This window comes from Plantactinospora sp. ZYX-F-223, assembly GCF_039649625.1.
In the GTDB taxonomy this organism is placed as follows: domain Bacteria; phylum Actinomycetota; class Actinomycetes; order Mycobacteriales; family Micromonosporaceae; genus Plantactinospora.
Genome location: NZ_JBDJAV010000021.1, coordinates 63,636 through 84,451, shown reverse-complemented (window position 1 = coordinate 84,451; position 20,816 = coordinate 63,636). Strand labels below are relative to the sequence as shown.

Below are 20,816 nucleotides of genomic sequence, written 5' to 3'. Positions count from 1 at the left end.
GGTCGCTTCGTCGATGGTGTCCTGGGGGTAGACATGCGGTTTCGGAAGGTCGGCGCGACCGCGGCGGCGGTGTTGGTGCTGCTGCCGCTGGCCGCCTGCGGAGACGACGGCGGCGGTGACGGGAAGACCCTCACCTACTGGGCCAGCAACCAGGGGCCGAGCCTGGACGAAGACCGGAAGATCCTGCAACCCGAACTCGACAAGTTCGAACAGCAGACCGGCATCAAGGTCGAACTCGAGGTGATCGGCTGGCCGGACCTGCTCAACCGGATCCTGGCCGCCACCAGTTCCGGGCAGGGCCCCGACGTGCTCAACATCGGCAACACCTGGTCCGCCTCCTTGCAGGCCACCGGCGCCTTCCTGCCGTTCGAGTCGGCCGAGTTGGAGCCGCTCGGGGGCCCGACCCGGTTCCTCGGGCCGAGTTTCGCGGCGACCGGCGCGGCCGGCCAGCCACCGACCTCGGTGCCGCTCTACGGCCTGGCGTACGGGCTCTTCTACCACAAGCGGCTCTTCGCCGAGGCTGGCATCACCAGCCCGCCGAAGAACTGGACCGAGTTCGTCGACGCCGGCAAGAAGCTGACCAAGGGCGACCAGTGGGGGCTGGCGGTGGAGGGGGCGAGCTACACCGAGAACGCGCACCACGCCTTCATCTTCGGCCAGCAGCACGGCGCGGAGTTCTTCGACAGCGCCGGCAAGCCGCAGTTCACCGGGCATCACCACGTGATGGCGGTGAAGCAGTACATCGACTTCATGGCGACCGACAAGATCGCCAACCCCAGCAACGCCGAGTACAGCACGCCGACCCAGCCGATCGGCGACTTCGCCAAGGGCAAGGCCGCGATGCTGCTCTGGCAGAGCAACGCGGTGAGCGTACTCGCCGCCGCCGGAATGAAGCCCGACGAGTACGGCGTCGCGCCGATCCCGATCGCCGACCCGCTGCCGCCGGGCGGCAAGCGGGTGAACAGTCACGTGGCCGGGATCAACGTCTCGGTCTTCAAGAACACCGACAACAAGGCCGGCGCGCTGGAACTGGTGAAGTTCCTGACCAGCAGCGCGGAGCAGCAGATTCTCAACAAGGCGTTCGGGTCGCTGCCGGTGGTCAAGGACGCCTACTCCGACCCGGCCTTCCAGACCCCGCAGATCAAGGTCTTCCAGGACGTGCTCGCCAACACCGCCGGGCCGCTGCCGCAGGTGCCCGAGGAGAGCCAGTTCGAGACCACGGTGGGCAGCGCGATGCGGGACCTGTTCGCCAAGGTCGCCAGTGGACAGCCGGTCGGCGAGCCGGAGGTCGCGGCGGCGCTGGAAAAGGCCCAGCAGGAGATGGGTACCGGTGGCTGACCGCCCCGGGCCGACCGGGGCAGCACGGCGGGCCGGTGCCGGTTGGCACCGGCCCGGCCTGGCGTACCTGCTGCTGCTGCCCGCGCTTGCCCTGGAGTTGCTGGTCCACCTGGTGCCGATGGCCGTCGGCGTCTGGATGAGCTTCCGGGAGCTGACCCAGTTCTACATCCGGAACTGGTCGGCGGCACCCTGGGCGGGACTGCGCAACTTCCGGGTGGCACTGGACATCGACTCCGCGATCGGCGCCTCGCTGCTGCGCTCGCTCTGGACCACCCTGGCGTACGCCCTGCTGGTGGTCGCCGGCTCGTGGCTGCTCGGCTTCGTGGCCGCCCTGCTGCTCCAGCGCCCGATGCGCAGCCGGGGACTGCTGCGCACCCTCTTCCTCGTCCCGTACGCGCTGCCCGCGTACGCGGCGGTGATCGCCTGGAACTTCCTGCTCCAGCGGGACAACGGGATGCTCAACCACCTGCTGGTGGAGAACCTGCACCTCACCGACGACCGGGCGTTCTGGCTGCTCGGCGACCGCAGTTTCGTCGCCGTCGTGATGGTCTCGGTGTGGCGGCACTGGCCGTTCGCCTTCCTGATCATCATGGCCGGGATGCAGAACATCCCGACCGACCTCTACGAGGCGGCGGCGATCGACGGTGCCGGGCCGGGCCAGCAGATCCGCCGGGTGACCCTGCCGATGCTGCGACCGGTCAACCTGGTGCTGGTCCTGGTGCTGTTCCTCTGGACCTTCAACGACTTCACCACCCCGTTCGTGCTGTTCGGCGCGGCGACGCCGGACCAGGCCGACCTGATCTCGGTGCACATCTACCAGAGTTCCTTCGTGACCTGGAACTTCGGGCTCGGCTCGGCGATGTCCGTGCTGCTGCTGCTCTTCCTGCTCCTGCTCACCACCGGCTATCTGCTGCTGACCGCCCGGAGGCGCCGCCGTGCTGTTTGAGCCCCGCTGGTTCCGCTGGGTCCGCTGGGTGGGCCTGGTCTTCTTCACCACCATCGTGCTGCTGCCGCTCTACGTGATGGCGACCTCGGCGGCGAAACCGCTGCGGGACGTGCAGGGCGAGTTCCGCTGGTGGCCGACCGAGCTGACGCTGCGCCCGTTCGCCGACATCTGGCGGACCATCCCGCTGGGCCGGTACTTCGTGAACAGCCTGCTGGTCTCCACCGCCGCCGCGGTCTGCTCGGTGCTGGTCGCGGTCTTCGCCGCGTACGCGATCAGCCGGTTCCGGTTTCCCGGCCGGGCCCTCTTCTCGGTGACCGTGCTCTCCACCCAGATGTTCCCGGGCATCCTCTTCCTGCTGCCGCTCTTCCTGATCTACGTCAACATCGACCAGCTCACCGGCATCACCCTGTACGGCTCCCGGCTCGGCCTGGTCATCACCTACCTGACCTTCTCGCTGCCGTTCTCGATCTGGATGCTGGTCGGCTACTTCAACTCGATTCCCCGGGAACTCGACGAGGCGGCCCTGGTCGACGGTGCCGGGCCGGTCGGCGCGCTGCTCCGGGTGGTGGTGCCGGTCGCCACCCCGGGGATCGTGGCGGTCGCCATCTACGCCTTCGTGACGGCGTGGAGCGAGGTGCTCTTCGCCTCGATCATGACCAGCGAGCAGAGCCGGACCCTGCCGGTCGGGCTACAGCTCTACTCCACCCAGGCCGGCGTCTACTGGAACCAGGTGATGGCCGCCTCGCTGGTGGTCAGCGTCCCGGTCGCGGCCGGATTCCTGATGCTGCAACGCTTCCTGGTCCAGGGCCTCACCGCCGGGGCGGTGAAGTGACCCAGCCGTCCGGTCTCTGCGTCCTGGTCCGTCCGTGCACCGTCGTGATCAGGAACCCCGGAAAACCGGGCTGTGCGCCGAGGATCCGTTCAGTACACTCGTGACCAGCCCAGCGCGATCTTGGCCTATCCGGGCCGGACGCGTGCGACGACGAGTGAGGGGAGCCGGCCGTGCGCTACCGCACCGCTGTCGTCATTCCCCAGTCGCTGCACCGGGTGATCCTGGCGTCTTCCTGACGTCCGGCGCCGGCCCGCGCGGCCGCACCGGAGATCCGTGACGCACCCCTGAGCCGTTCGCCGCTCCCGGCCGTCGCCGGGGTCGGCCGGCACCATCCTGGCGCACGTCGATGCCGGCTTCCGGCATCGACCCGTCCCGTCCCGATCCGGTCCCGCGACGCCGTCACGGGCGGTCGCGGCGGTCGGTCGGACCAGGCTGCCGGCTCGGGGAGTTCCCGCCTGGCCGCATCCTGCCCGGCCGCGTCCGGAGAAATCGCGCAGTCCGAGACGAACAGACCACCCAGAGAGGCCATCGGCCGTGCGTACCGAGCTGCACCGTCCCGTTTCCCACCCCCTGACCCGGCTGCGTAACCTGGGCATCCTCGCCCATGTCGACGCCGGCAAGACCACCACCACCGAGCGGATCCTCTACGCCACCGGAGCCACCTACAAGCGCGGCGAGGTGCACGACGGGACGACCGTCACCGACTTCGACGCCCAGGAGCGCAGTCGGGGTATCACCATCTTCGCCGCCGCGGTGAGCTGCGAATGGGCCGGTCACCGGATCAACCTGATCGACACCCCCGGACACGTCGACTTCGCCGACGAGGTCGAGCGGGCCCTGCGGGTGCTCGACGGCGCGATCGCGGTCTTCGACGGTGTCGCCGGGGTCGAGCCGCAGAGCGAGTCGGTGTGGCGGCAGGCCGACCGGCACGGCGTACCCCGGATCGCCTTCGTCAACAAGCTGGACCGGGCCGGCGCCGACCTGGACACGGCGGTCCGGTCGATCCGCGACCGGCTCCGGGTCACCCCGCTGGTGGTGCAGTTGCCGATCGGCCGGGAGGAGGGCTTCACCGGCGTGGTGGACCTGGTCACGATGCGCTCGCTGGTCTGGGCTGACGGGGAGACGCCCGTCGAGGGCCCGGTCCCGGAGGACCTGCGCGCGGAGGCGGAGCGGCGTCGCCGGGTACTGGCGGAGACGGTCGCCGAGCGGCACCCGGGCGCGCTGGAGGAGTACTGCGAACGGTCGACGCTGGCCGCCGAGACGCTCCGGGACGCGCTGCGGGAGCTGACCCGTACCGGGGATGGCCTGGTGGTGCTCTGCGGCTCGGCGTACCGGAACCGGGGCATCGAGCCGCTGCTCGACGCGGCCGTCGGCTACCTGCCGTCGCCGCTGGACGTCCCGGCGGTGCGTGGCAGCACCTCCGGCGGCAAGTTGCGGGAGCGGCCCGCCGACCCGGCGGCGCCGTTCACCGCGCTGGTGTTCAAGGTCAACTCGACCGGCACCGGCCGGCTGAGCTACCTGCGGGTCTACGCGGGCAGCGTCGGAAAGGGAGGCGTGGTGCTGGACGCCGGAGCCGGGCGTACCGAACGGATCAGCCGGATCCTGCGGGTGCAGGCCGACCGGCACACCGAGGTGGACCGGGCGGTGGCCGGCGACATCGTCGCGGTGGTGGGGCTGAAGTCGGCCCGGGTCGGCGCGACGCTCTGCGCCCCGGAGGCGCCGCTGCTGCTCGAACCGCCGACCGCCGCCGACCCGGTGGTCTCGGTCGCCGTCGAGGCGCGCCGGAGCACCGACACCGGGCGGTTGGCCTCGGCGTTCGCCCGGCTGGTCGAGGAGGACCCGTCGCTGGCCGTCCGGACCGATCCGGAGACCGGCCAGACCGTGCTCTCCGGGATGGGAGAGCTGCACCTGGAGGTGGCCGTGGAGAAGATCCGGCAGGACGCCGGGCTGGAGGTCAGCGTCGGCCGGCCACAGGTGGCGTACCGGGAGACCGTGGTGCGTGGCGTGACCGGACTGGTGTACCGGCACGTCAAGCAGGACGGTGGCGCGGGCCAGTGGGCGCACGTCGTCCTCGACGTGGCGCCGCTGGACGGTGCCCCGGCGGCGGGCGGCGGCGACGTACCGGACTTCGAGTTCGCCTCGACGGTCGTCGGCGGCCGGGTCCCGAAGGAGTACGTCCGGGCGGTCGAGGCCGGCTGCCGGGACGCACTCGCCGACGGGCCCCTCGGCGGCCACCCGGTGATCGGGTTGCGGGTCACCCTGACCGACGGTGCCACTCACGTGAAGGACTCCTCGGAGCTGGCCTTCCGGACGGCCGGCCGGCTCGCGCTGCGGGCGGCGCTTCAGGCCAGCGAGCTGGTCCTGCTGGAACCGGTGGTCGAGGTGACGGTGACCGTGCCGGACGACGCGGTCGGTGCGGTGCTGGGTGACCTGGCTGCCCGGCGCGGCCGGGTCGTCGGCTCGATCGCCCGGGCCGGCACGGTGGTGGTCACCGCGACCGTACCGCTGGCCGAACTGTTCGGCTACGCGACCCGGTTGCGCAGCCGCAGCCAGGGCCGGGGGACGTTCAGCACCCGGGCCGCCGGCTACAGCCCGATGCCGAGCGCGATCCACGGCGGCTCGTCACCCCGGTGACGCCGACCGCCGGTGGCCCGACGGGACCTGACGCCGATCCGGTGGCTTGCCGGGGCCTGACGCCGATCGCCGGTGGCTTGACGGGGCCGCCGGTGGCAGGCAGTGGCGGCTTGACTCGTCCGGCTGGGCCGTGGGGGCTCGATGCCGGCCCCGCCCGAGGTACGGGCGGGGCCGGCGCTGTCCCACCCGCGGCTGTCCCGCCCGGGCCGCCGACGTCGACCACATCAACACCGACGACCTCGCGGGCCTGGCCGACTTCCTCCGCTAGTCCCCGCATTCCGGGGGTAGCACCACGGGGGGAAGGGGCTGCGCAGGCAGTGGCGGCGCAGCCCCTTCGTGGTTACCCGGATATGGCCACGGGTCGGGCGGGCGGGTGGCAGCCGGGAACGACCGTCGCCTACCGGGAGTCCAGCCGGGAGAAGACTCCGATGCCGTTGGGCACCGGCCGTTCCGCACCGCCGGACGGGTGGTTGCGGACCTCGACGGCGGGCTCGGCGACGGTCCGGGTGACCAGGGTGGTGGAGCCGCCGCCGTCGAGGTTGACCGCGCCGGCCGCGCCCAGCTCACGCAGGGTCAGGGCCAGGTCGAGGATGGTCAGGCCGGGTCCGGCGCCGTCCACGGCCAGCAGGAAGAGGCGGCGGCCGTCGGCGCTGACCCCGGCGGCGGTACGGATGGCGGCCGTCCGCCCGTCCAGTCCGGCCAGCGGCTCGCCGTCCTGGAGGATCGGGAACCCGCCGACCGCGAACCGGAACGGCAGCCGGGTGTCCGGCACCAGGTCGTAGTCGACGCGTACCCGGTCGCCGACCTCGAACCGGCGCAGCGCCTGGGCGCCCTGCTCCCGGCCGACCAGCACCACGGTGTCCCGGGCGATCGCCCCGGTACCCGGCTCGATGCCGGTCCGGACCACCCGGCCGTGCCGGACGCTCAGCTCGTACGTGTCGGTGCTGCACGGCGCTGCACGGTCGGTGTCGGTGCCACAGGTGGACCGCTTGCGGGAGACGCCGCCCCAGTCGCTGTCGAACACCCCGACCCCACCCACCGGCAGGGCGTACTGGTTGAAGCCGGTGACCGGGAACCGGTCCCGGCCGGCCGAGACCGTGCCCTTCAGGCTGACCCGGGCGAGCCGGCCGACCCGGTCCACCCCGACCCCGAGGACATCGGAGGTGGCCGTACCCGGCGGCAGCCCCGGGCCGAACCGCTGCCCGTTCGGTACGGCCGCCTTCAGCTCGTCCCCACCGGAGATCGCCGGGCCGACCGCTGATCCGGTCACCTCGACCCCGGGCTGGGTGTTGCTGATGTTGAAAAAGTCGCCGTTGACCGCGGCGATCGCCCGCCGGCTGTCGGCCTGCGCGGAGATCGGTGCCCGGGCGGCGACCGCTCCCGCGGTGATCAGGTCCACCGTGACCAGGGGATTGCGCAGGTCCACCTCGACGAGATGGAGCGGCACCTCGACTCCGGCGGTGGGCCGGGTGAACTCCCGGTAGGTCACTCCGGGCGCGAGGGTGCCGGGCGCCGCCGAGATCGCCGGCAGGGTGCCGGCGGCCGGACCGGCGACGGCCGGGGTGGCGCCGCTGACCAGGGCCAGCGCGAGGCCGAGGGCCGACGCGGCCAGCAGCTTACGGGGATGGCGGGAACGGTCGGACCGGAGCAGCGCCGGTGGGCGGGAACGGTCGGACGCGAGCAGCGCCGGTGGGCGGGAACGGTCGGCTGAGAGCAACGCCGGTGCCTCCGGATCGTGACGGGGAAACACCAGCCAGACTTCCGGCCGAGGTGATCGAGGTCAAACGAACATCAACTTGACGACCGGTTACCCCGCCCGGTCGATCTGGGCCGGACCCGGGCCGCCGGAGCCGGCCACGCCGTCCAGCCCGGAGGCCGCCGGTACCTCGGCCGGGTAGGTGACGGCCATGGTCAGCCGTACCCGGACGCCGTCGGCACCGCTGTGCACCTCGATCGAGTCGGCGAGTTCCTGGGCCAGCCAGAGCCCCATCCCGCCGGTGGCGGATGGCCGGGGCCGGCGGGTCGGGATGGCCGGTAGCGGGTCGGCGAAGCCCCTCCCGTGGTCCCGGACCTCACAGACCACCTGCTGCCGCCGCCAGATCCGCAGCTCGCCTCGTCCGCCGCCGTGCCGGACCGCGTTGGTCATCGCCTCGTTGACCGCGGTCACGAAGTCGTCGAGCCGCTCCCCGGCCAGGCCGGCCGCGAGGAGGCGCTCGGTGAGCGTCCGTCGCACGTCGGCGACCTGTGCCGCGTCGAAGTCGGCCTGGAGCAACAGGGGCCCATACTGTGTCTCCGTCCGTTGATCGTGCAACGGACCGTCCGTCATGGCGCCTCCAAGGTCACCGGACCCGTCAGGGTACAGCGCGGACCGTACCCACCGGTGGCCGAGTCAATCAAAGACGACCGGGATTTCGGCCCCCCGCCGAGCGTGAACCGTCGCTCCGGGAGGCTCACGCACCTGTCATCACTAACTGCTGATGGCACAGTACAGAGCGTAGGCGACCTGTTGGCCGCTGACGTCGCCGTGCGAGCTGATGAACCTGTCCGCTTTCAGGTTGAACACCCGCCCCGGCTGGAACTGGTAGCCGCCGCCCACATCCAGCAGCTCGACGCCGGGCTGGATCACCTCGGGCGTCTTCAACGCCCCGTTGCGGCCGATCCCGCCGTACGGGTCGTCGGCGTCGCCCAGGCCGGCGCCGGCCTGCCTGGCGAGCCGGGACGCGGCCGCGTACGCCAGGCCGACCGCCCGGTCGTTGACCGTGTGCGTGACCAGCATCGGCCCGGCCAACCGCCGATCGGCCAGCAGCGGCCGGAACAGCCCGTTCTCGCCCCGGCCGTTGAAGTCCACCGCGAACGCGTGGTGGCTGAACGCACCCTGCATCAGCGTGTATGAGTGCAGCCGGGGTTGTCGTACCGCGGCGGCGGCCAGCGCGCGGGCACCGAACGAGTGGCCGGCCAGGTGCAGCCGTACGCCCGGCGCCGACGCCCCGGCCAGCTCGGGCAGCAGCGCGGCGATGCCACCGGAGCCGACCTTCCCGGCCCGGTCCTTCATCGTGTAGTAGGTGGTCATGTTCAACACCCCGCGCGCCTTGGCCAGCACGCTGTCGAGGTCGAAGCCGAACCCGGCCGCCCCGCCGACCGCCGGGTCGGCGACCCCGCCGGTCGTGGTGTCGGCCGCGCCGCCGGCCCGCTCGGGCAACCCGAAGTCGACATCGGGACCACCCACCGCCTGGAAGACCGTCTCCGCGTCGCCGTGCAGCAGCGCCGCCGGCGGCGGATCCTCGTCCACCTCCGGGGCGCCGGGGGACGGCTCCGTGCCGCCGGGGGAGGGCTGCGGCGGGATCTGCTCCCGCAGGGCGTCGAGGAACTGCTGGCGGGCCTCGGCCGAATCCGTCAGCCTCGGCACCAGCCGGGTCAGCAGCGCCGCCCGGGCCGGATCCTCGACCCGGGTGGCGATCGCCCCGATCAGTGCGGTGGCCTCGTCGCCGACCGCGACCCCGCCGCCGGCCACCTCGTCCTCGTCCGACCAGCGGATCGACGGCCAGAGCGCGCCGACCACGGCCAGGGTCCGGGACGCTGCCCCGGGCACCGCCGGGCGCACCGCCGCCAGGCTGTCGGTGAGCCGCTGGTAGAGGCGGCGGGCCTGCGGGATGTCGTTGTTCCAGCCGTGGCAGAGCACGAGTACGTCGGTGGCGCCCGAGGAGGCGACCAGGTCAACCGCGGCCCGCCGCTGGGCGTCGTCGTGGATCGCGCCGGTGGACCGGATCTCCACCTCCGCGTACGGAAAGTGCATCTCAACACCTCATCGGTTGGCGACGGGTCAGACCGACTGGAGGGCCCGCATCGCGTCGACGAGCCCACGGCCCTGGAACGAACGGTCCCGACCGAGGTCGGTGGCGGAGTCGAGCAGCGCCCGCTTGACCCGGTGCGGGCGGCCGATGAACTCCTGGTGCACCGACATGAACGCGGCCGCCACGCCGGAGACGTGCGGAGCCGCCATCGAGGTGCCGGAGTTCTCCACGTAGGTCGCGCCGGGCACGCTGGCGAGCGCCTGCTCCAGCAGCCGGCCGGCACCGGCGCTGATCACCCGCTCGCCCGGCGCCACCAGGTCCGGCTTGGCCCGGCCGTCCCCGGTGGGGCCCTTGGAGGAGAAGTAGGAGACGCCGGAGGCGTGCGGCCGGCACGAGGTGGCGCCGACCGTGATGGCCAGTTCGGCGTTGCCCGGGTCGTTGATGGTCAGGTCGAACGCCGTGCGCATCCGCCGGCCACCCGCGTCGATGACGTAGCCGTACCCGGTGTTGCCGGCCGCCGCCACCACGACCACGCCGGACTGCACCAGCCGGTCGACCTCACGGCAGATCGGGCTGAGCCCGGTGGCGAACCAGGTCGGGTCGAACGGGTAGCCGACCGACAGGTTGACCCCGTGCACCAGCAGTTCCCGGCCGTAGTCGTTGAGCTCCTGGATGTACTCCAGCGCGGCCAGCACCGCCGCCATGTCACCGGAGCCGTCGTCTCGGAGGATCTTGCAGGAGAGCAGCCGGCAGCGCGGCGCCATCCCGCTGATCGACCGCAGACGCAGCCGCTCGGTACGCACGTCGCCCGCGTCCGGCTGGTAGAAGGTGGCGGCGGTCAGCGGATTCTCGTCGTCTCCGACGATCTGCTCGCCGGCCAGGATCCCGGCCACGTGCGTGCCGTGCCCGGCCAGGTCCTTCGTCGCGTCGGCGTCGCTGTCGCCGACGAAGGAGCGGTGCGCCAGCGGCGGGGTCAGCGCCAGGTTGCCGTGCCGCTGGAAGTGCGCGTGCCCCTCGTCGATGCCGGAGTCGAGCACCGCCCAGACGATGTCCTGGCCGTACGCGTTGAAGGCGCGGTGCGCCGCCTGGCACTTGGTGGTCACCACCGAGCGGTGGATGAGCGGCTGGACCTCGAAGTTGGGCCAGATCCGGTGGATTGCCGAGCGCGGGGCGGGGCCGGCGCCGACCGTCGACGCCGACGGCTCCTCGGTGGCCGGGCCGGAGCGTGCCGCCTGCTCCGCGAGCCCGGCCTCCAGCTCCGCCTGCTCCTGGGCGACCTCCTCGGCCTCCTCGGTGTCGGCGGCCACGATGGCGCGGATCTGCGCGGCGGTGAGGGCGCTGCTGACGTACGAGCCGATCGGCCAGACCGGCGTCTCGGCGTCGGCGACCTGCCGGATCAGCTCCCGGACCCGGGCCTGTGCCCGGCGCACCCCGCCCAGATAGCGGGTACGCAGCTCGATCACCACGCCGATCGGCTCGTCGCCGGAGGACCGCATCCGCTCCTGCAACGGCCGGGCGATGACCGAGTCGGTGACCAGGCTGGGAGAGGTGGGCACCGGCGACAGCGGGCTGGCCCGGTCGCCGCCGTCGGCGTTCTGCTCGGCCGAGCCGAACTCGGCGGGCAGCGGTTCCGCCGGGCGGCCCGGGTCGGCGCTGTCAGAGTCCATCGATTCCTCCCGTGACTTCCTGACCATCGTTTCCTCACGGGCGGCCGGAGGAAAAGCGGCGGACGTGGATCTGACAGTCGTCGTCGACCGTGCTGCGGAGGGGTCGTCGTCGACCGGTCGGGGAGCTGGGTAATCATACGGCCACGATGGGTCGGGCGGGGGGAGCCTCCGCTACCCGGTACCGGTGCCGAAGGGCGCGCCGGCCAGCGGTACCCGTACCGGCTGGCGCCCGTTGAACCGGAAGCGCAGCAACTCGGCCGCATCGACGGCCGCGTCGCCCAGGTCGGCGGAACGGCGCGCGGCCACCCAGTCGACCAGTGCGACCGGATCGCGCAGCGGCCCGGTGAAGTGGACCAGGGTGGCGTACCAGATGTCCCGGGTGAAGTCGGCCTCGAACCAGGCGTCCTCGCCGAGGTCGACGGCGAGCCGTGCGGCGAACTCGTCCGGCGCCGTGTCCACCGGATAGGCGCAGGCCATCACACCGGACGGGGTGAGCGTCAGGCCGCGCAGGGCCAGCCGTACCGGCCGGCACGCCGCGGCGGCCCGGCGCAGCGCCGAGCCGGCCCGGACCACCAGCGGGTCGCCGTCCGGCACGCTGCTCCGGTGCGCCTCGAGTGCCCGTACCGTGAAGTGCGCCGCCTCCGGCGCGCCCGTCGGCCAGTGGTCCGGGCCGGCCACGGCGAGCGCCTCGGCGGTCACCGCCGCCAGCCGGGCGGCGCACGGCGGATCCGGCGGCAGCACCACCGAGAGTCCCCACCGGCCGCCGTCGACCGGCGGGGAGTCGCGGTAGTGGGTACCGGCCAGCACGGCGTCGCGGCCCCGGGCGAAGAGCCGGTCGAAGGCGGCGCCGTACCCGGCGGCCGGCCCGGCGACCCTCCGCTGCGGGCTACCCACGGTCGCCGAACAGCCGGCGGAGCAGTTCGGCCTGGCGGGGGAACTGGAAACCCGCCCCGCCCTCGTGCCCGTTGTACGGCCACACCGTGATGTCCTTCTGCTCGCCCGCGTAGTGGTTGAAGGCGGCGTAGACCGTCGACGGCGGGCAGACCGCGTCCATCAGGGCGACGGAGAAGAGCGCCGGGGCGTCGGCCCGGCTGGCGAAGTTGACCCCGTCGAAGTAGCTGAGGGTCCGGAACGCCTGCTCGACGTCGCCCCGGTGGGTCCGCAGATACGTCACCAGTTCGTGGTACGGCAGGGCGTCGGTGATCTCGGTGGCCCGCCGGTAGTGGCAGAGGAACGGCACGTTCGGCAGCACCGCGGCGAGCCCGTCGACCAGGCCGGAGACGGCGATGCTGATCCCACCGCCCTGGCTGGTGCCGGCCACCGCCACCCGGTCCGGGTCGACCCGGGGATGTGCCCGGGCGGTCTCCACGGCGCGGACGGCGTCGGTGAAGACCCGGCGGTAGTAGTAGGCCGACGGATCGCTGAGGCCACGGGTCATGAAGCCGGGGGTCTGCGGCAGGCCGACCGGGTCCGGGTCCGGGGTGTCGCCGACCAGGTAACCGTTGCTGCCCTGGCCCCGGGTGTCCATCACCAGGTGGGCGTAGCCGGCGGCGCTCCAGGTCAGCCACTCGTGCGGCAGCCCGCGCCCGCCGCCGTACCCGATGTACTCGACGACGCAGGGTAGCCGGCCGGTACGGTGCCGGGGAAGCAGGAACCAGCCGCGTACCGGCTGGCCGGCGAAGCCGGAGAAGGTGATGTCGAAGACCTCCACCGTGGACAGACCGGCGTCGTACGGCTCGAACCGTGCCGGGGTGCCGGCGTCCCGCGCCTGACCCAGGGTCTTCGCCCAGAAGGCGTCGAAGTCTGCCGGTTCGTCGCGTTCCGGCAGGTAGTCGCGCAACCGGTCCAGCGGCCAGTCGACAAGCATGGCCCGTCTCCTCTCGTTGTCGCGGGCCGGGGGTGCGGCCCGGCCGGCGGCCCCGGCCGCGAGCCGGGGCGTCCCGAAGCCGGAGGGTAACGTCCGGGCCGGTGCCGGCCACCGGCTGGTCGGCCGTGTCCCGGCCGGCGTACCCGGGAGCGGACCCGCCCGCCGGGGAGCGGAGCCGGCCGCCGCCCGCGTCCGCCGCCCGGGATGGACCGGGCGCCGCCTCCGGGTGCGAAGCGCCGGTATTGACGATTGCCCCGGTATCGATGGCCCGTTAGGTTCGAGGTCCCGGTGGAGGCAGCACGCGCCTTGCCTCCATCGCCGGCACGGGTGGGGAGGCGTGGATTGTCTGATCTGTGGCAGGTGTTGGGTGACCTCGACCGGTTGATGGAGTCCGTCCAGCGCGAGGCGGACGCGGCCCGTGACCGGCAGCAGGCGAATCGGGAGCCGACCACCGGCAGCGCGCTCGACGGCCGGGTACGGGTGCGGCTCGCCGCCGACGGGCGGGTGGACGAGATCCGGCTGGCCGACGACGCCATGGGGCTGCGGGCCGATCAGTTGGCCGAGGGCATCGCGCGGGCGTTCAACCAGGCATGGCTCGCCGCACGCTCCGACGACGAGACGGCCGCCGCGGCCCTCGCGGTGGACCCGGCGGCCCTGGCGGAACAGCTCCGCGAGGTCCGCGAGGAGGGCATGCGGAACATGCGGGCGATCACCGACTCGCTGAGCGACGCCATGGCCCGGATCGAGCGGCGGACCCGGTGACGACGACCGAGGTCTCGCCGGAGGGGCTGCGCAACGCCGCCGACGAACTCGCCGGGGTCGTCGAACGGACCGACGCCCTGCTCCAGACGTTCCAGCAGCGGCTGGACTCCATCGGCGCGCCGTGGGGCAACGACGAGCTGGGCGCCACCATCGCCGACGTCTACCAGGGCGCGCACGCGATGGTGATGAACTGCTACACCTCCAACCTCGACACCATCGACGGGTACGTCGAGCGGCTGGACATCGTGGCGTTCCTCTTCGAAGAGTCCGATCAGGACAGTAAGGCAGCAGCCCGCGCCCTCCTGGACAGCCAGGGGTGGCCCCAGCCCTAGGGAGCCCGCGATGGGGATCCAGTTGCCGCCCAGCCTGGTGGAGCTCCTCGCCACCATCGGCTTCCACTGGCCGGAGAGCGACGAGACCAAGCTGTTCGAGCTGGGCCGGGCCTGGGGTGGCCTGTCGAGCCAACTCGACACCGAGGTGAAGGCCGCCAACAGCGCGGCGGCCGGCGTCTGGACGGCGACCCAGGCCGAGGCGGCGGACGTGTTCCGGACCAGTTGGACCAGGGACGCCGCGCCGGCCCAGCGGCTGGCCGGCGGTGCCACCGGGGCGGACATCGTCGGTGCCGGGCTGCTGACCTGCGCCGCCATCGTCCTGGCGCTCAAGCTCAACATCATCGCCCAGGCCAGCCTGACCGTGCTGGCCATCGCGGCGGCGATCGCCACCGGTGGTCTGGCCGCCGCCGGGGTCGCCCTGCTGCGCGAGGCGTTGCGACGAGCCCTGGACTGGCTGCTCAACGAGGCGATCATGAAGATCGCCAATGGTTAGACGCCGGGTGCGCCGGCGACTCGCCGGTGCCGCCGCCAAGGGCGTGATGCGGTCGCTCCGGTCGGTCGTCCGGGACGGCGAGAAGCTGCCGCCGGTCGCCAAGAGCGTACGCGCCAAGCTGCGCCGGGATCCCTACCGCCGGCCGAAGACCTTCCGCCGGGGCGTACGCGACAAGGTGTGGCAGGCGAACAAGGGCCCGGACGGCAAAGTCCGGGACCCGTTGACCGGCAAGGTCATCCGTCGGTGGGCACGCTGGGACATGGGGCACAAGCCCGGGTACGAGTTCCGCAAGCACCAGGCCAGCGCACGCCGGCGGCGGATCGGCCGCAAGAAGTTCCTCGACGAGCACAACGACCCGTCGCACTATCGGCCGGAGCTACCATCGTCGAACCGAGGTCACGCAGGTGAGGACCATACCGACGACTACCTGGGGCCGTGACATGCCGAACGTCAGCAACGAGAACAAGGTGATCGCGAAGACCGTCGCGGCGGTCTTCGGTGGCAGCCCACGGGTCGTCGAATACCTCGACGCCGACGGGGCGAGCAGGGTGGCGATCCTGCACTCCACCGACCACCCCTGGCCGGACACCACGGCCTACTGCACGATCGGCCTCTCCGAGGTCGCCATCCCCAGGGACGTCGACCCGCCGCTCGGCGTCGAGCTGCTCGCCGTCGCCGACTCGGCCCTGCATCCGCAGTTCGCCGAGGCGCTGAGTACCGCCGCGTTCTTCTGGATCAACGACGGCTGGGAGCCGGAGCCGGGCGCCTGCTTCCGCGAGGTGCTGCGCATGCACCTGCCGGACACCCGGTTACCGCACTTCTTCCTCACCGACCCCTATCTCTGGGAGCGGGAGTTCGGCTCGATGGTGGTCGGCAGCAGGACGGTGGCCTGGCTGCTCGCCGTACCGGTCAGCGAGAGCGAGGCGGACTTCGCCGAGGAGAACGGTCCCGAGGCCCTGGAGGAACTCTTCGAACGGCACGAGATCGACATCACCGACCTCGACCGGGCCCCGGTGGTCTGAGCCGCCGGCCGCGACCGGGCCCTCCCGGCCGGGGCGGACCCGCGGTCGGCAGGTGGCCGGACGGGGTGTGCCCCGGCCAGCCCGGGACCGCCGCTCAGTCGGCGAGCGGCAGGTCGATGGTGTGCGCGGTGTGGTTGGCCTTCGTCTTCAGATATCGGGCGTTGGCGGCGGACAGATGCACCCCGGTGGGGACCCGCTCGGCGACCTGCACACCGAGCCGGCCGAGTTGTTCCGCCTTGTCCGGGTTGTTGCTCAGCAGCGCGATCCGGTCCGCGCCGAGCGTACGGAGCATCTGCGCCGCCACCGTGTAGTCGCGCTCGTCCTCGCCGTGCCCGAGCGCCACGTTGGCCTCGTAGGTGTCCAGCCCCACGTCCTGCAGGGCGTACGCGTCGAGCTTCGCGTACAGCCCGATGCCCCGGCCCTCCTGCCGCAGGTAGAGCAGGAACCCGCCATGGTCGCTGATCCGCTCGACCGCCTCCCGAAGTTGCGGGCCGCAGTCGCACCGCTGGCTGCCGAACACGTCACCGGTCATGCACTCGCTGTGCGGCCGCACCAGCGGCGCGGGTGCGCCGTTGACGGACTGGCCGAGCCTGCCCCGCCAGTCGCCCAGACCGAGCGCGAGATGCTCCCGGCCGTCCACCAGCCCGTCGAAGGTGAAGACCCGCGCGGTGGCGGTGTAGCCGTCGGCGAAGCGGAGCGGTACGGTCACCTGCCGGCGCACGGCGGCGGCCGGAAACGGCCCGGGCGCGGTGAGCGTTTCGGGCGCCTCGGCGGTGGTTACCTGGGGCGGTGTGTGCGGCATCAGTTCTCCCTCTTGGGGTCGGTGCGTACGCCCTGACGATCTAGGGTGCCTCTGTCGGAGGTCTGCCCGCGAGCGCATCGAAAGAGCGCGGAGGCTGGTACCCGGTGCGTGGTCATCCGATGCGGGCCACCCGACGGGCATCGGGGCGAGGCCGGCGGGGACGGGCGCCGACGATGCGGAAGACTGATCCACCGCGCGGGCTGTTCATCGACGGAGAGGTGCGATCAGTGGGCGACCGGCCGTACGTACTGCTCAGCTGCGGCATGTCAATCGACGGCTACCTGGACAACGCCACCGGGGCGCGGCTGCTGCTCTCCAACGACGCCGACTTCGACCGGGTCGACGCGGTACGGGCGGAATGCGACGCGATCCTGGTCGGTGCGGGTACGGTCCGGCAGGACAATCCGCGCCTGCTGGTCCGGTCGCCGCAACGCCGGGCCGAGCGGGTGACCCGGGGGTTGCGGCCGACCCCGATGAAGGTGACCGTGACCGGCCGGGCCGACCTGGACCCGACCGCCCGGTTCTTCGTCACCGGCGACATCGACAAGCTCGTCTACTGCGCGAGCGCCAGCCTGGACGAAGCGCGCAAGCGCCTCGGCGAGGTGGCGACCGTGGTGGACAGCGGCGATCCCGTCGACCTCGAACTGGTGCTGGCCGACCTGCACGCCCGGGGCGTGGCTCGGCTGATGGTCGAGGGTGGCGGGACGATCCATACCCAGTTCCTCACCGCCGGACTCGCCGACGAGTTGCAGTTGGTGGTCGCGCCCTTCTTCGTCGGTGACTCCCGGGCGCCGCGCTTCGTCGGCGACGGCCGGTTCCCGTGGGGACCCGACCGCCGGGCGGAGCTGGCCGAGGTCTGCCAGATCGGCGACGTGGTGCTGTTGCGCTACGCCCTCTCGGAACGGTTCGCCGCGACGTGACCGGTCAGCGCGGCGCGCAGCGACCCGGCCGCGAGCGGGCACAGCCGCCTGGCCGGCCGGGGCGGCGCAGGGCGTGCGGCAGGTCGTGCCGCCGGTCACGCGACCGCTCGGGGTAGCCGGAGCCGGGGCGCCGCCCGGTTGGCAGGCACGGTCGCGGCGGGCGTACCGGTGGCGGCGGGTGTCCTGGTCGTGCGGAGCCGGCCGATCCAGCGCGCGACCAGTACCGCCGCGCCGGGCAGGCTCGCGACGAAGGCGAGTACCCCGTACACCACGGCGACGGTGAGGCCGAGCGAGGCGCCCAGCCCGGCGGCGCCGAAGGCCCAGGCGGTGACGCCCTCCCGGGGCCCCCAACCGCCGACGTTCAGCGGCAGCGCCATCGCGATCAGGGCGAGCAACATCAGCGGTACGAGCCGGGTGAGCGGCGCCGACGACCCGGCGGCCCGGGCCGCGACGACGAACGTGCCGAGATGTCCGGCCAGCACCACGGCGGACGAGAGCGCGACCCCCGGCCAACTGTGCCGGGCGAGCAGCCCGAGCCGTACGTCGGAGACGGCGGTGCGGCACGCCCGGACCCACCGCGAGCCCGCGAGCCGGGCCTCGTCCGGGTCGGTGCCGTCCGGAGCGGGACCGTCCCGCCGGGCGACGGGAGGCTGCCCGTCCCGGCGGCGGAGCCGGTCGAGCCGCCGTCGCGACCGCAGGACGAGCCAGCCGGCGAGACCGAGCACCCCGGCCGCCCCCAGGACGGCGGCCACCAGCGGTCCGGTCCGGCCGAGCCCGGCCCGGGCCAGCAGCGGGGCGGGATAGGCGAGCAGCAGCACCACCACTCCGACGGTGAGCAGCACGATCTGCCCGGCGGAGCGCTCCAGCACCACGGCCCGGACACCCCGGCCGACGTCGTCCACGTCCTTGCCGTGCCGCACCGCCCGGTGCACGTCCCCGAGTACGCCGCCCGGCAGGGCCGCGTTGAGGAAGAGCCCCCGGTAGTAGTCGGCGATCGCCCTGCCCAGCGGCAACCGGATGCCGAGACCCCGGGCCACCAGGCACCAGCGCCAGGCGCTGAACACCGTGGTCAGCAGTCCGATCCCCAGCGCGGCGAGCAGGGTGCCGGCGTCGATCACCCGCAGCCCGTCCAGGAACGCCCCGGTGCCGAGCCGCCACAGCAGGAAGCCGAGGATGGCGGCACCGCCGAGCAGTCGGGCCCAGGCCCAGCACGTACGCCTCACGACGCCGCCCGGTCCGCCGGAACTCCCCGCCGTGCCGTCCTCGCCCTGCACATCCGCCAGCCTCCTTCGGTCGGTTCTCGCCAGTTATACGAGGCAACCGGGGCTGCGGTTCATCCGTTCGCGGCGAGCGGCTCGGTACGGGGTCATCGGTACGTGGCGAGCAGGTCGGCGTGCCCGACGACCACCCGCAGCTCACCGGCGGTCGCGGCGCCGAGCCGACGCTCCAGGTAGCCGGCGGCCGGGGCGGCCAGCTCCGGCCGCTGCTCGACGGCGGCCGCCACCCAGCCGCGCAGCCACTGCGCGGTCAGTTCCGCCTCCGCCGGGCCGAGCCGCCACGGGCTGGGCCGGACCCGCACCTCCGCCCCGAGCCGGCGGAACGCCTCGGCGGTCGCCTGCACGGCGTCCGGGCCGAGCAGCCGCTGGCCGCCGGTACTGCGCCGCTGGTGCGCGTTGAACGCGGCGGTGATCTCGGCGTCGAGCGGGTCGGCCGGGGAGAACTCCACCTCGCCCAGCACGGAGAGGGTCAGCAGCGCCGGGCAGCCGGCGTCGACGCAGGCCGTGACGAGCCGTTCCACCTCGGCGAGGCTGAGCAGGTCGAGCAGGGCGGACGCGGTGACCAGCGACGCCCCGGCGAGGTCGTCGGCGGTCAGCCGGGTGAGGTCGCACTCCCGGGTCCGGACGCTGACCGGCGAGCCGTCGGCGGCGGTGGCCGGCAGGTGGTCCCGGGCGTGGTCGAGCAGCCCGGCTTCCCGGTCGTACAGCACCCAGTGCTGCGGACCGGGCAGCCGGCCGGCGAGCCAGCGCCCCATCGAACCGCTGCCGCAGCCCAGGTCCCGGATCACCGTCGGACCGGTGCCGGTCGGCAGGCCGCGCAGCGGCTCGACCAGCTCACTGGCCCGGGCCCGGGCGTCGGCCGGCTCCCGCAGGCCGAGCCAGGCCAGGCTGTACGGCGAATCGTCGCCCCCGCCGTCGGGTTGCCCGGTTCCCTCGCCGCGCTCAGTCATGGTTTCCCTTCACTTCTGCGGTCCTCCCACGATCGTCCCCGGCCCGTGGTGACGGATCGTCCCCGGCCGGTGCTGGCTGCCGCGGCGGTCCCGGTTGCCTGGCCAGCGCGTGCAGCACCCCGCCGAGGCGAGCGGCGGTGACCTCCCAGCCGGGCAGGTCGGCCCGGCGATCCCGGGCGGCGGCCCGGAGCCGGTGCCGCAGCTCCGGCTCGTCGAACCAGCGGCGCAGCGCCCCGGCCAGCGCCGCCGGGTCACCGGGCGGCACCAGCAGCCCGGGTACGGCGCCGTCCGGCGTCCGCCCGACCGCCTCGGGCAGCCCGTCCACCGCGCTGCCCAGCACCGGAATGCCCCGGGCCAGCGCCTCGGTGACGACCATGCCGTACGGCTCGGCCCGGGACGCCAGCACCAGCAGGTCGGCGGCGGCGTAGTCGGCGGCCAGCTCGGTGCCGGTACGCGGCCCGACGAACCGTATCCGGTCGGCCAGCCCGGCCGCCCCGGCGAGCCGGCGCAGCCGGTCGACGTGGTCCGGATCGCGGTCGACGGGGCCGACGCAGCGGCAGGTCCAGGGCCGGTCCGGCATCGCCGCCAGCGCCTCGACCAGTACGTCGTGCCCCTTGCGCGGGATGACCGAGGCGACGCAGAGCAGGCTCGCGGCGCCGTCCGTACCGGGTGCCAGCGGTGCGGCCGCGACCCCGGGCGGCACGATGTGCACCCGCGCGGCGGGCAGCCCGTGCCGCTCCACCAGCCGGCGCCCGGTGCCGGCGCTGGTCGCCACGACCGCCGGGGCGGCCCGCAGGGTCCGCCGTTCCCACTCGTCGAGCCGGGCCGCCACCTCGGGCGGCAGCCCGGTCTCGTCGGCCAGCGGCAGATGCACCAGCACCGCCAGCCGGAGCCGAACGGCTGCCGGACCGACGACCTCCGGTACCCCGCAGGCGACCAGCCCGTCCAGCAGCACCACCGCGCCGTCCGGTACGCCGGCGAGCGCGGCGGCCAGCGCCACCCGCTCGGCCTCGGCGGGCCGGGGCCAACTCCCCGGTACGGCGAGTTCGCGTACCTGCCAGCCGAGCCCGGTCAGCCCGGTGATGACCTGCCGGTCGTAGTGGTTGCCGCCGCTCGGGGTGCCCGGATCGTCGATGTCACCGGGCAGCACCACGTACGCGGTCCCGGCGCTCACCGCGCCGGC

20 protein-coding genes are annotated in these 20,816 nt (G+C 73.3%); 10 read left to right on the top strand and 10 right to left on the bottom strand.

Annotated features, from left to right (window positions below; all coding sequences use genetic code 11):
- Positions 1-33: 33 nt before the first annotated feature.
- From AAH979_RS21830 to fusA, 4 genes are all read left to right on the top strand, one after another.
- A complete protein-coding gene (locus AAH979_RS21830) occupies positions 34-1,338 on the top strand; it encodes a sugar ABC transporter substrate-binding protein (protein ID WP_346259967.1) in 1,305 nt (434 codons plus the stop codon).
- Positions 1,331-2,284, top strand: coding sequence for a sugar ABC transporter permease (locus tag AAH979_RS21825; RefSeq protein WP_346259966.1), 954 nt, complete (start codon positions 1,331-1,333; stop codon positions 2,282-2,284). Before AAH979_RS21830 ends, AAH979_RS21825 begins: the two co-directional genes overlap by 8 nt.
- The gene (locus tag AAH979_RS21820) at positions 2,274-3,116 is read left to right on the top strand and encodes a carbohydrate ABC transporter permease (protein WP_346259965.1); all 843 of its coding nucleotides are present in this window, start codon (positions 2,274-2,276) and stop codon (positions 3,114-3,116) included. Before AAH979_RS21825 ends, AAH979_RS21820 begins: the two co-directional genes overlap by 11 nt.
- A 534-nt stretch (positions 3,117-3,650) precedes the next feature.
- On the top strand, positions 3,651-5,750 hold the full coding sequence (gene fusA, locus AAH979_RS21815) for an elongation factor G (protein WP_346259964.1): 2,100 nt from the start codon (positions 3,651-3,653) through the stop codon (positions 5,748-5,750).
- Positions 5,751-6,147: 397 nt separating this feature from the next.
- Here the strand turns inward: fusA and AAH979_RS21810 are convergent, their stop codons facing one another.
- The 6 genes from AAH979_RS21810 to AAH979_RS21785 all read right to left on the bottom strand — a co-directional run bounded on the left by AAH979_RS21810 (position 6,148) and on the right by AAH979_RS21785 (position 13,075).
- Complete coding sequence (locus AAH979_RS21810; protein ID WP_346259963.1) at positions 6,148-7,467, bottom strand: phosphodiester glycosidase family protein; 1,320 nt, start codon at positions 7,465-7,467, stop codon at positions 6,148-6,150.
- A gap of 90 nt (positions 7,468-7,557) precedes the next feature.
- Positions 7,558-8,076 carry an ATP-binding protein gene (locus tag AAH979_RS21805; protein ID WP_346259962.1) on the bottom strand — a complete coding sequence of 173 codons (519 nt, stop codon included), beginning with the start codon at positions 8,074-8,076 and terminating at the stop codon, positions 7,558-7,560.
- A 141-nt stretch (positions 8,077-8,217) separates the two neighbouring features.
- A complete protein-coding gene (locus AAH979_RS21800) occupies positions 8,218-9,543 on the bottom strand; it encodes a hypothetical protein (protein ID WP_346259961.1) in 1,326 nt (441 codons plus the stop codon).
- A 27-nt stretch (positions 9,544-9,570) separates the two neighbouring features.
- Positions 9,571-11,208, bottom strand: coding sequence for a S8 family peptidase (locus tag AAH979_RS21795; protein WP_346259960.1), 1,638 nt, complete (start codon positions 11,206-11,208; stop codon positions 9,571-9,573).
- A gap of 171 nt (positions 11,209-11,379) precedes the next feature.
- Positions 11,380-12,102: a hypothetical protein gene (locus AAH979_RS21790; RefSeq protein ID WP_346259959.1), complete on the bottom strand. Its 723-nt coding sequence runs from the start codon at positions 12,100-12,102 to the stop codon at positions 11,380-11,382.
- Positions 12,095-13,075 carry an acetylxylan esterase gene (locus AAH979_RS21785; RefSeq protein ID WP_346259958.1) on the bottom strand — a complete coding sequence of 327 codons (981 nt, stop codon included), beginning with the start codon at positions 13,073-13,075 and terminating at the stop codon, positions 12,095-12,097. Before AAH979_RS21785 ends, AAH979_RS21790 begins: the two co-directional genes overlap by 8 nt.
- A 342-nt stretch (positions 13,076-13,417) precedes the next feature.
- Here AAH979_RS21785 and AAH979_RS21780 point away from each other — a divergent pair, with 342 nt between their 5' ends.
- Genes AAH979_RS21780 through AAH979_RS21760 form a run of 5 tightly spaced genes read left to right on the top strand, consistent with a single transcriptional unit; the run spans position 13,418 to position 15,684 of the window.
- Positions 13,418-13,837 carry a YbaB/EbfC family nucleoid-associated protein gene (locus AAH979_RS21780; protein WP_346259957.1) on the top strand — a complete coding sequence of 140 codons (420 nt, stop codon included), beginning with the start codon at positions 13,418-13,420 and terminating at the stop codon, positions 13,835-13,837.
- Positions 13,834-14,169 (top strand): hypothetical protein, encoded by a 336-nt coding sequence (locus AAH979_RS21775; protein ID WP_346259956.1) that lies wholly within the window; start codon positions 13,834-13,836, stop codon positions 14,167-14,169. The genes AAH979_RS21780 and AAH979_RS21775 overlap by 4 nt, the downstream gene beginning before the upstream one ends.
- A 10-nt stretch (positions 14,170-14,179) precedes the next feature.
- A complete protein-coding gene (locus AAH979_RS21770) occupies positions 14,180-14,662 on the top strand; it encodes a hypothetical protein (RefSeq protein ID WP_346259955.1) in 483 nt (160 codons plus the stop codon).
- Entirely contained in the window at positions 14,655-15,101 is a 447-nt protein-coding gene (locus AAH979_RS21765; protein WP_346259954.1) for an HNH/ENDO VII family nuclease, read from the top strand. Before AAH979_RS21770 ends, AAH979_RS21765 begins: the two co-directional genes overlap by 8 nt.
- Positions 15,067-15,684, top strand: coding sequence for a suppressor of fused domain protein (locus tag AAH979_RS21760; RefSeq protein ID WP_346259953.1), 618 nt, complete (start codon positions 15,067-15,069; stop codon positions 15,682-15,684). The genes AAH979_RS21765 and AAH979_RS21760 overlap by 35 nt, the downstream gene beginning before the upstream one ends.
- A 94-nt stretch (positions 15,685-15,778) precedes the next feature.
- Here AAH979_RS21760 and ribA read toward each other — a convergent pair whose 3' ends face one another.
- Positions 15,779-16,486: a GTP cyclohydrolase II gene (gene ribA / locus AAH979_RS21755; protein ID WP_346259952.1), complete on the bottom strand. Its 708-nt coding sequence runs from the start codon at positions 16,484-16,486 to the stop codon at positions 15,779-15,781.
- A 227-nt stretch (positions 16,487-16,713) separates the two neighbouring features.
- On the opposite strand from ribA, the gene AAH979_RS21750 reads away from it, so the two are divergent.
- Positions 16,714-17,406 carry a dihydrofolate reductase family protein gene (locus tag AAH979_RS21750; protein ID WP_346259951.1) on the top strand — a complete coding sequence of 231 codons (693 nt, stop codon included), beginning with the start codon at positions 16,714-16,716 and terminating at the stop codon, positions 17,404-17,406.
- Between the two features lie 95 nt (positions 17,407-17,501).
- Here the strand turns inward: AAH979_RS21750 and AAH979_RS21745 are convergent, their stop codons facing one another.
- From AAH979_RS21745 to AAH979_RS21735, 3 genes are all read right to left on the bottom strand, one after another.
- Complete coding sequence (locus AAH979_RS21745; protein WP_346259950.1) at positions 17,502-18,629, bottom strand: lysylphosphatidylglycerol synthase transmembrane domain-containing protein; 1,128 nt, start codon at positions 18,627-18,629, stop codon at positions 17,502-17,504.
- 143 nt (positions 18,630-18,772) lie between these two features.
- The gene (locus AAH979_RS21740) at positions 18,773-19,633 is read right to left on the bottom strand and encodes a class I SAM-dependent methyltransferase (RefSeq protein ID WP_346259949.1); all 861 of its coding nucleotides are present in this window, start codon (positions 19,631-19,633) and stop codon (positions 18,773-18,775) included.
- A complete protein-coding gene (locus AAH979_RS21735; RefSeq protein ID WP_346260030.1) occupies positions 19,626-20,807 on the bottom strand; it encodes a glycosyltransferase family 4 protein in 1,182 nt (393 codons plus the stop codon). The genes AAH979_RS21740 and AAH979_RS21735 overlap by 8 nt, the downstream gene beginning before the upstream one ends.
- Positions 20,808-20,816: the final 9 nt, after the last annotated feature.

Bases quoted from the DNA above. Each gene is read 5' to 3' on its own strand.
- AAH979_RS21785 (WP_346259958.1), bottom strand. From the start codon at position 13,075: ATGCTTGTCGACTGGCCGCTGGACCGGTTGCGCGACTACCTGCCGGAA.
- AAH979_RS21740 (WP_346259949.1), bottom strand. From the start codon at position 19,633: ATGACTGAGCGCGGCGAGGGAACCGGGCAACCCGACGGCGGGGGCGAC.
- AAH979_RS21805 (WP_346259962.1), bottom strand. From the start codon at position 8,076: ATGACGGACGGTCCGTTGCACGATCAACGGACGGAGACACAGTATGGG.
- AAH979_RS21795 (WP_346259960.1), bottom strand. From the start codon at position 11,208: ATGGACTCTGACAGCGCCGACCCGGGCCGCCCGGCGGAACCGCTGCCC.
- AAH979_RS21765 (WP_346259954.1), top strand. From the start codon at position 14,655: ATGGTTAGACGCCGGGTGCGCCGGCGACTCGCCGGTGCCGCCGCCAAG.
- AAH979_RS21800 (WP_346259961.1), bottom strand. From the start codon at position 9,543: ATGCACTTTCCGTACGCGGAGGTGGAGATCCGGTCCACCGGCGCGATC.
- AAH979_RS21830 (WP_346259967.1), top strand. From the start codon at position 34: ATGCGGTTTCGGAAGGTCGGCGCGACCGCGGCGGCGGTGTTGGTGCTG.
- ribA (WP_346259952.1), bottom strand. From the start codon at position 16,486: ATGCCGCACACACCGCCCCAGGTAACCACCGCCGAGGCGCCCGAAACG.
- AAH979_RS21770 (WP_346259955.1), top strand. From the start codon at position 14,180: ATGGGGATCCAGTTGCCGCCCAGCCTGGTGGAGCTCCTCGCCACCATC.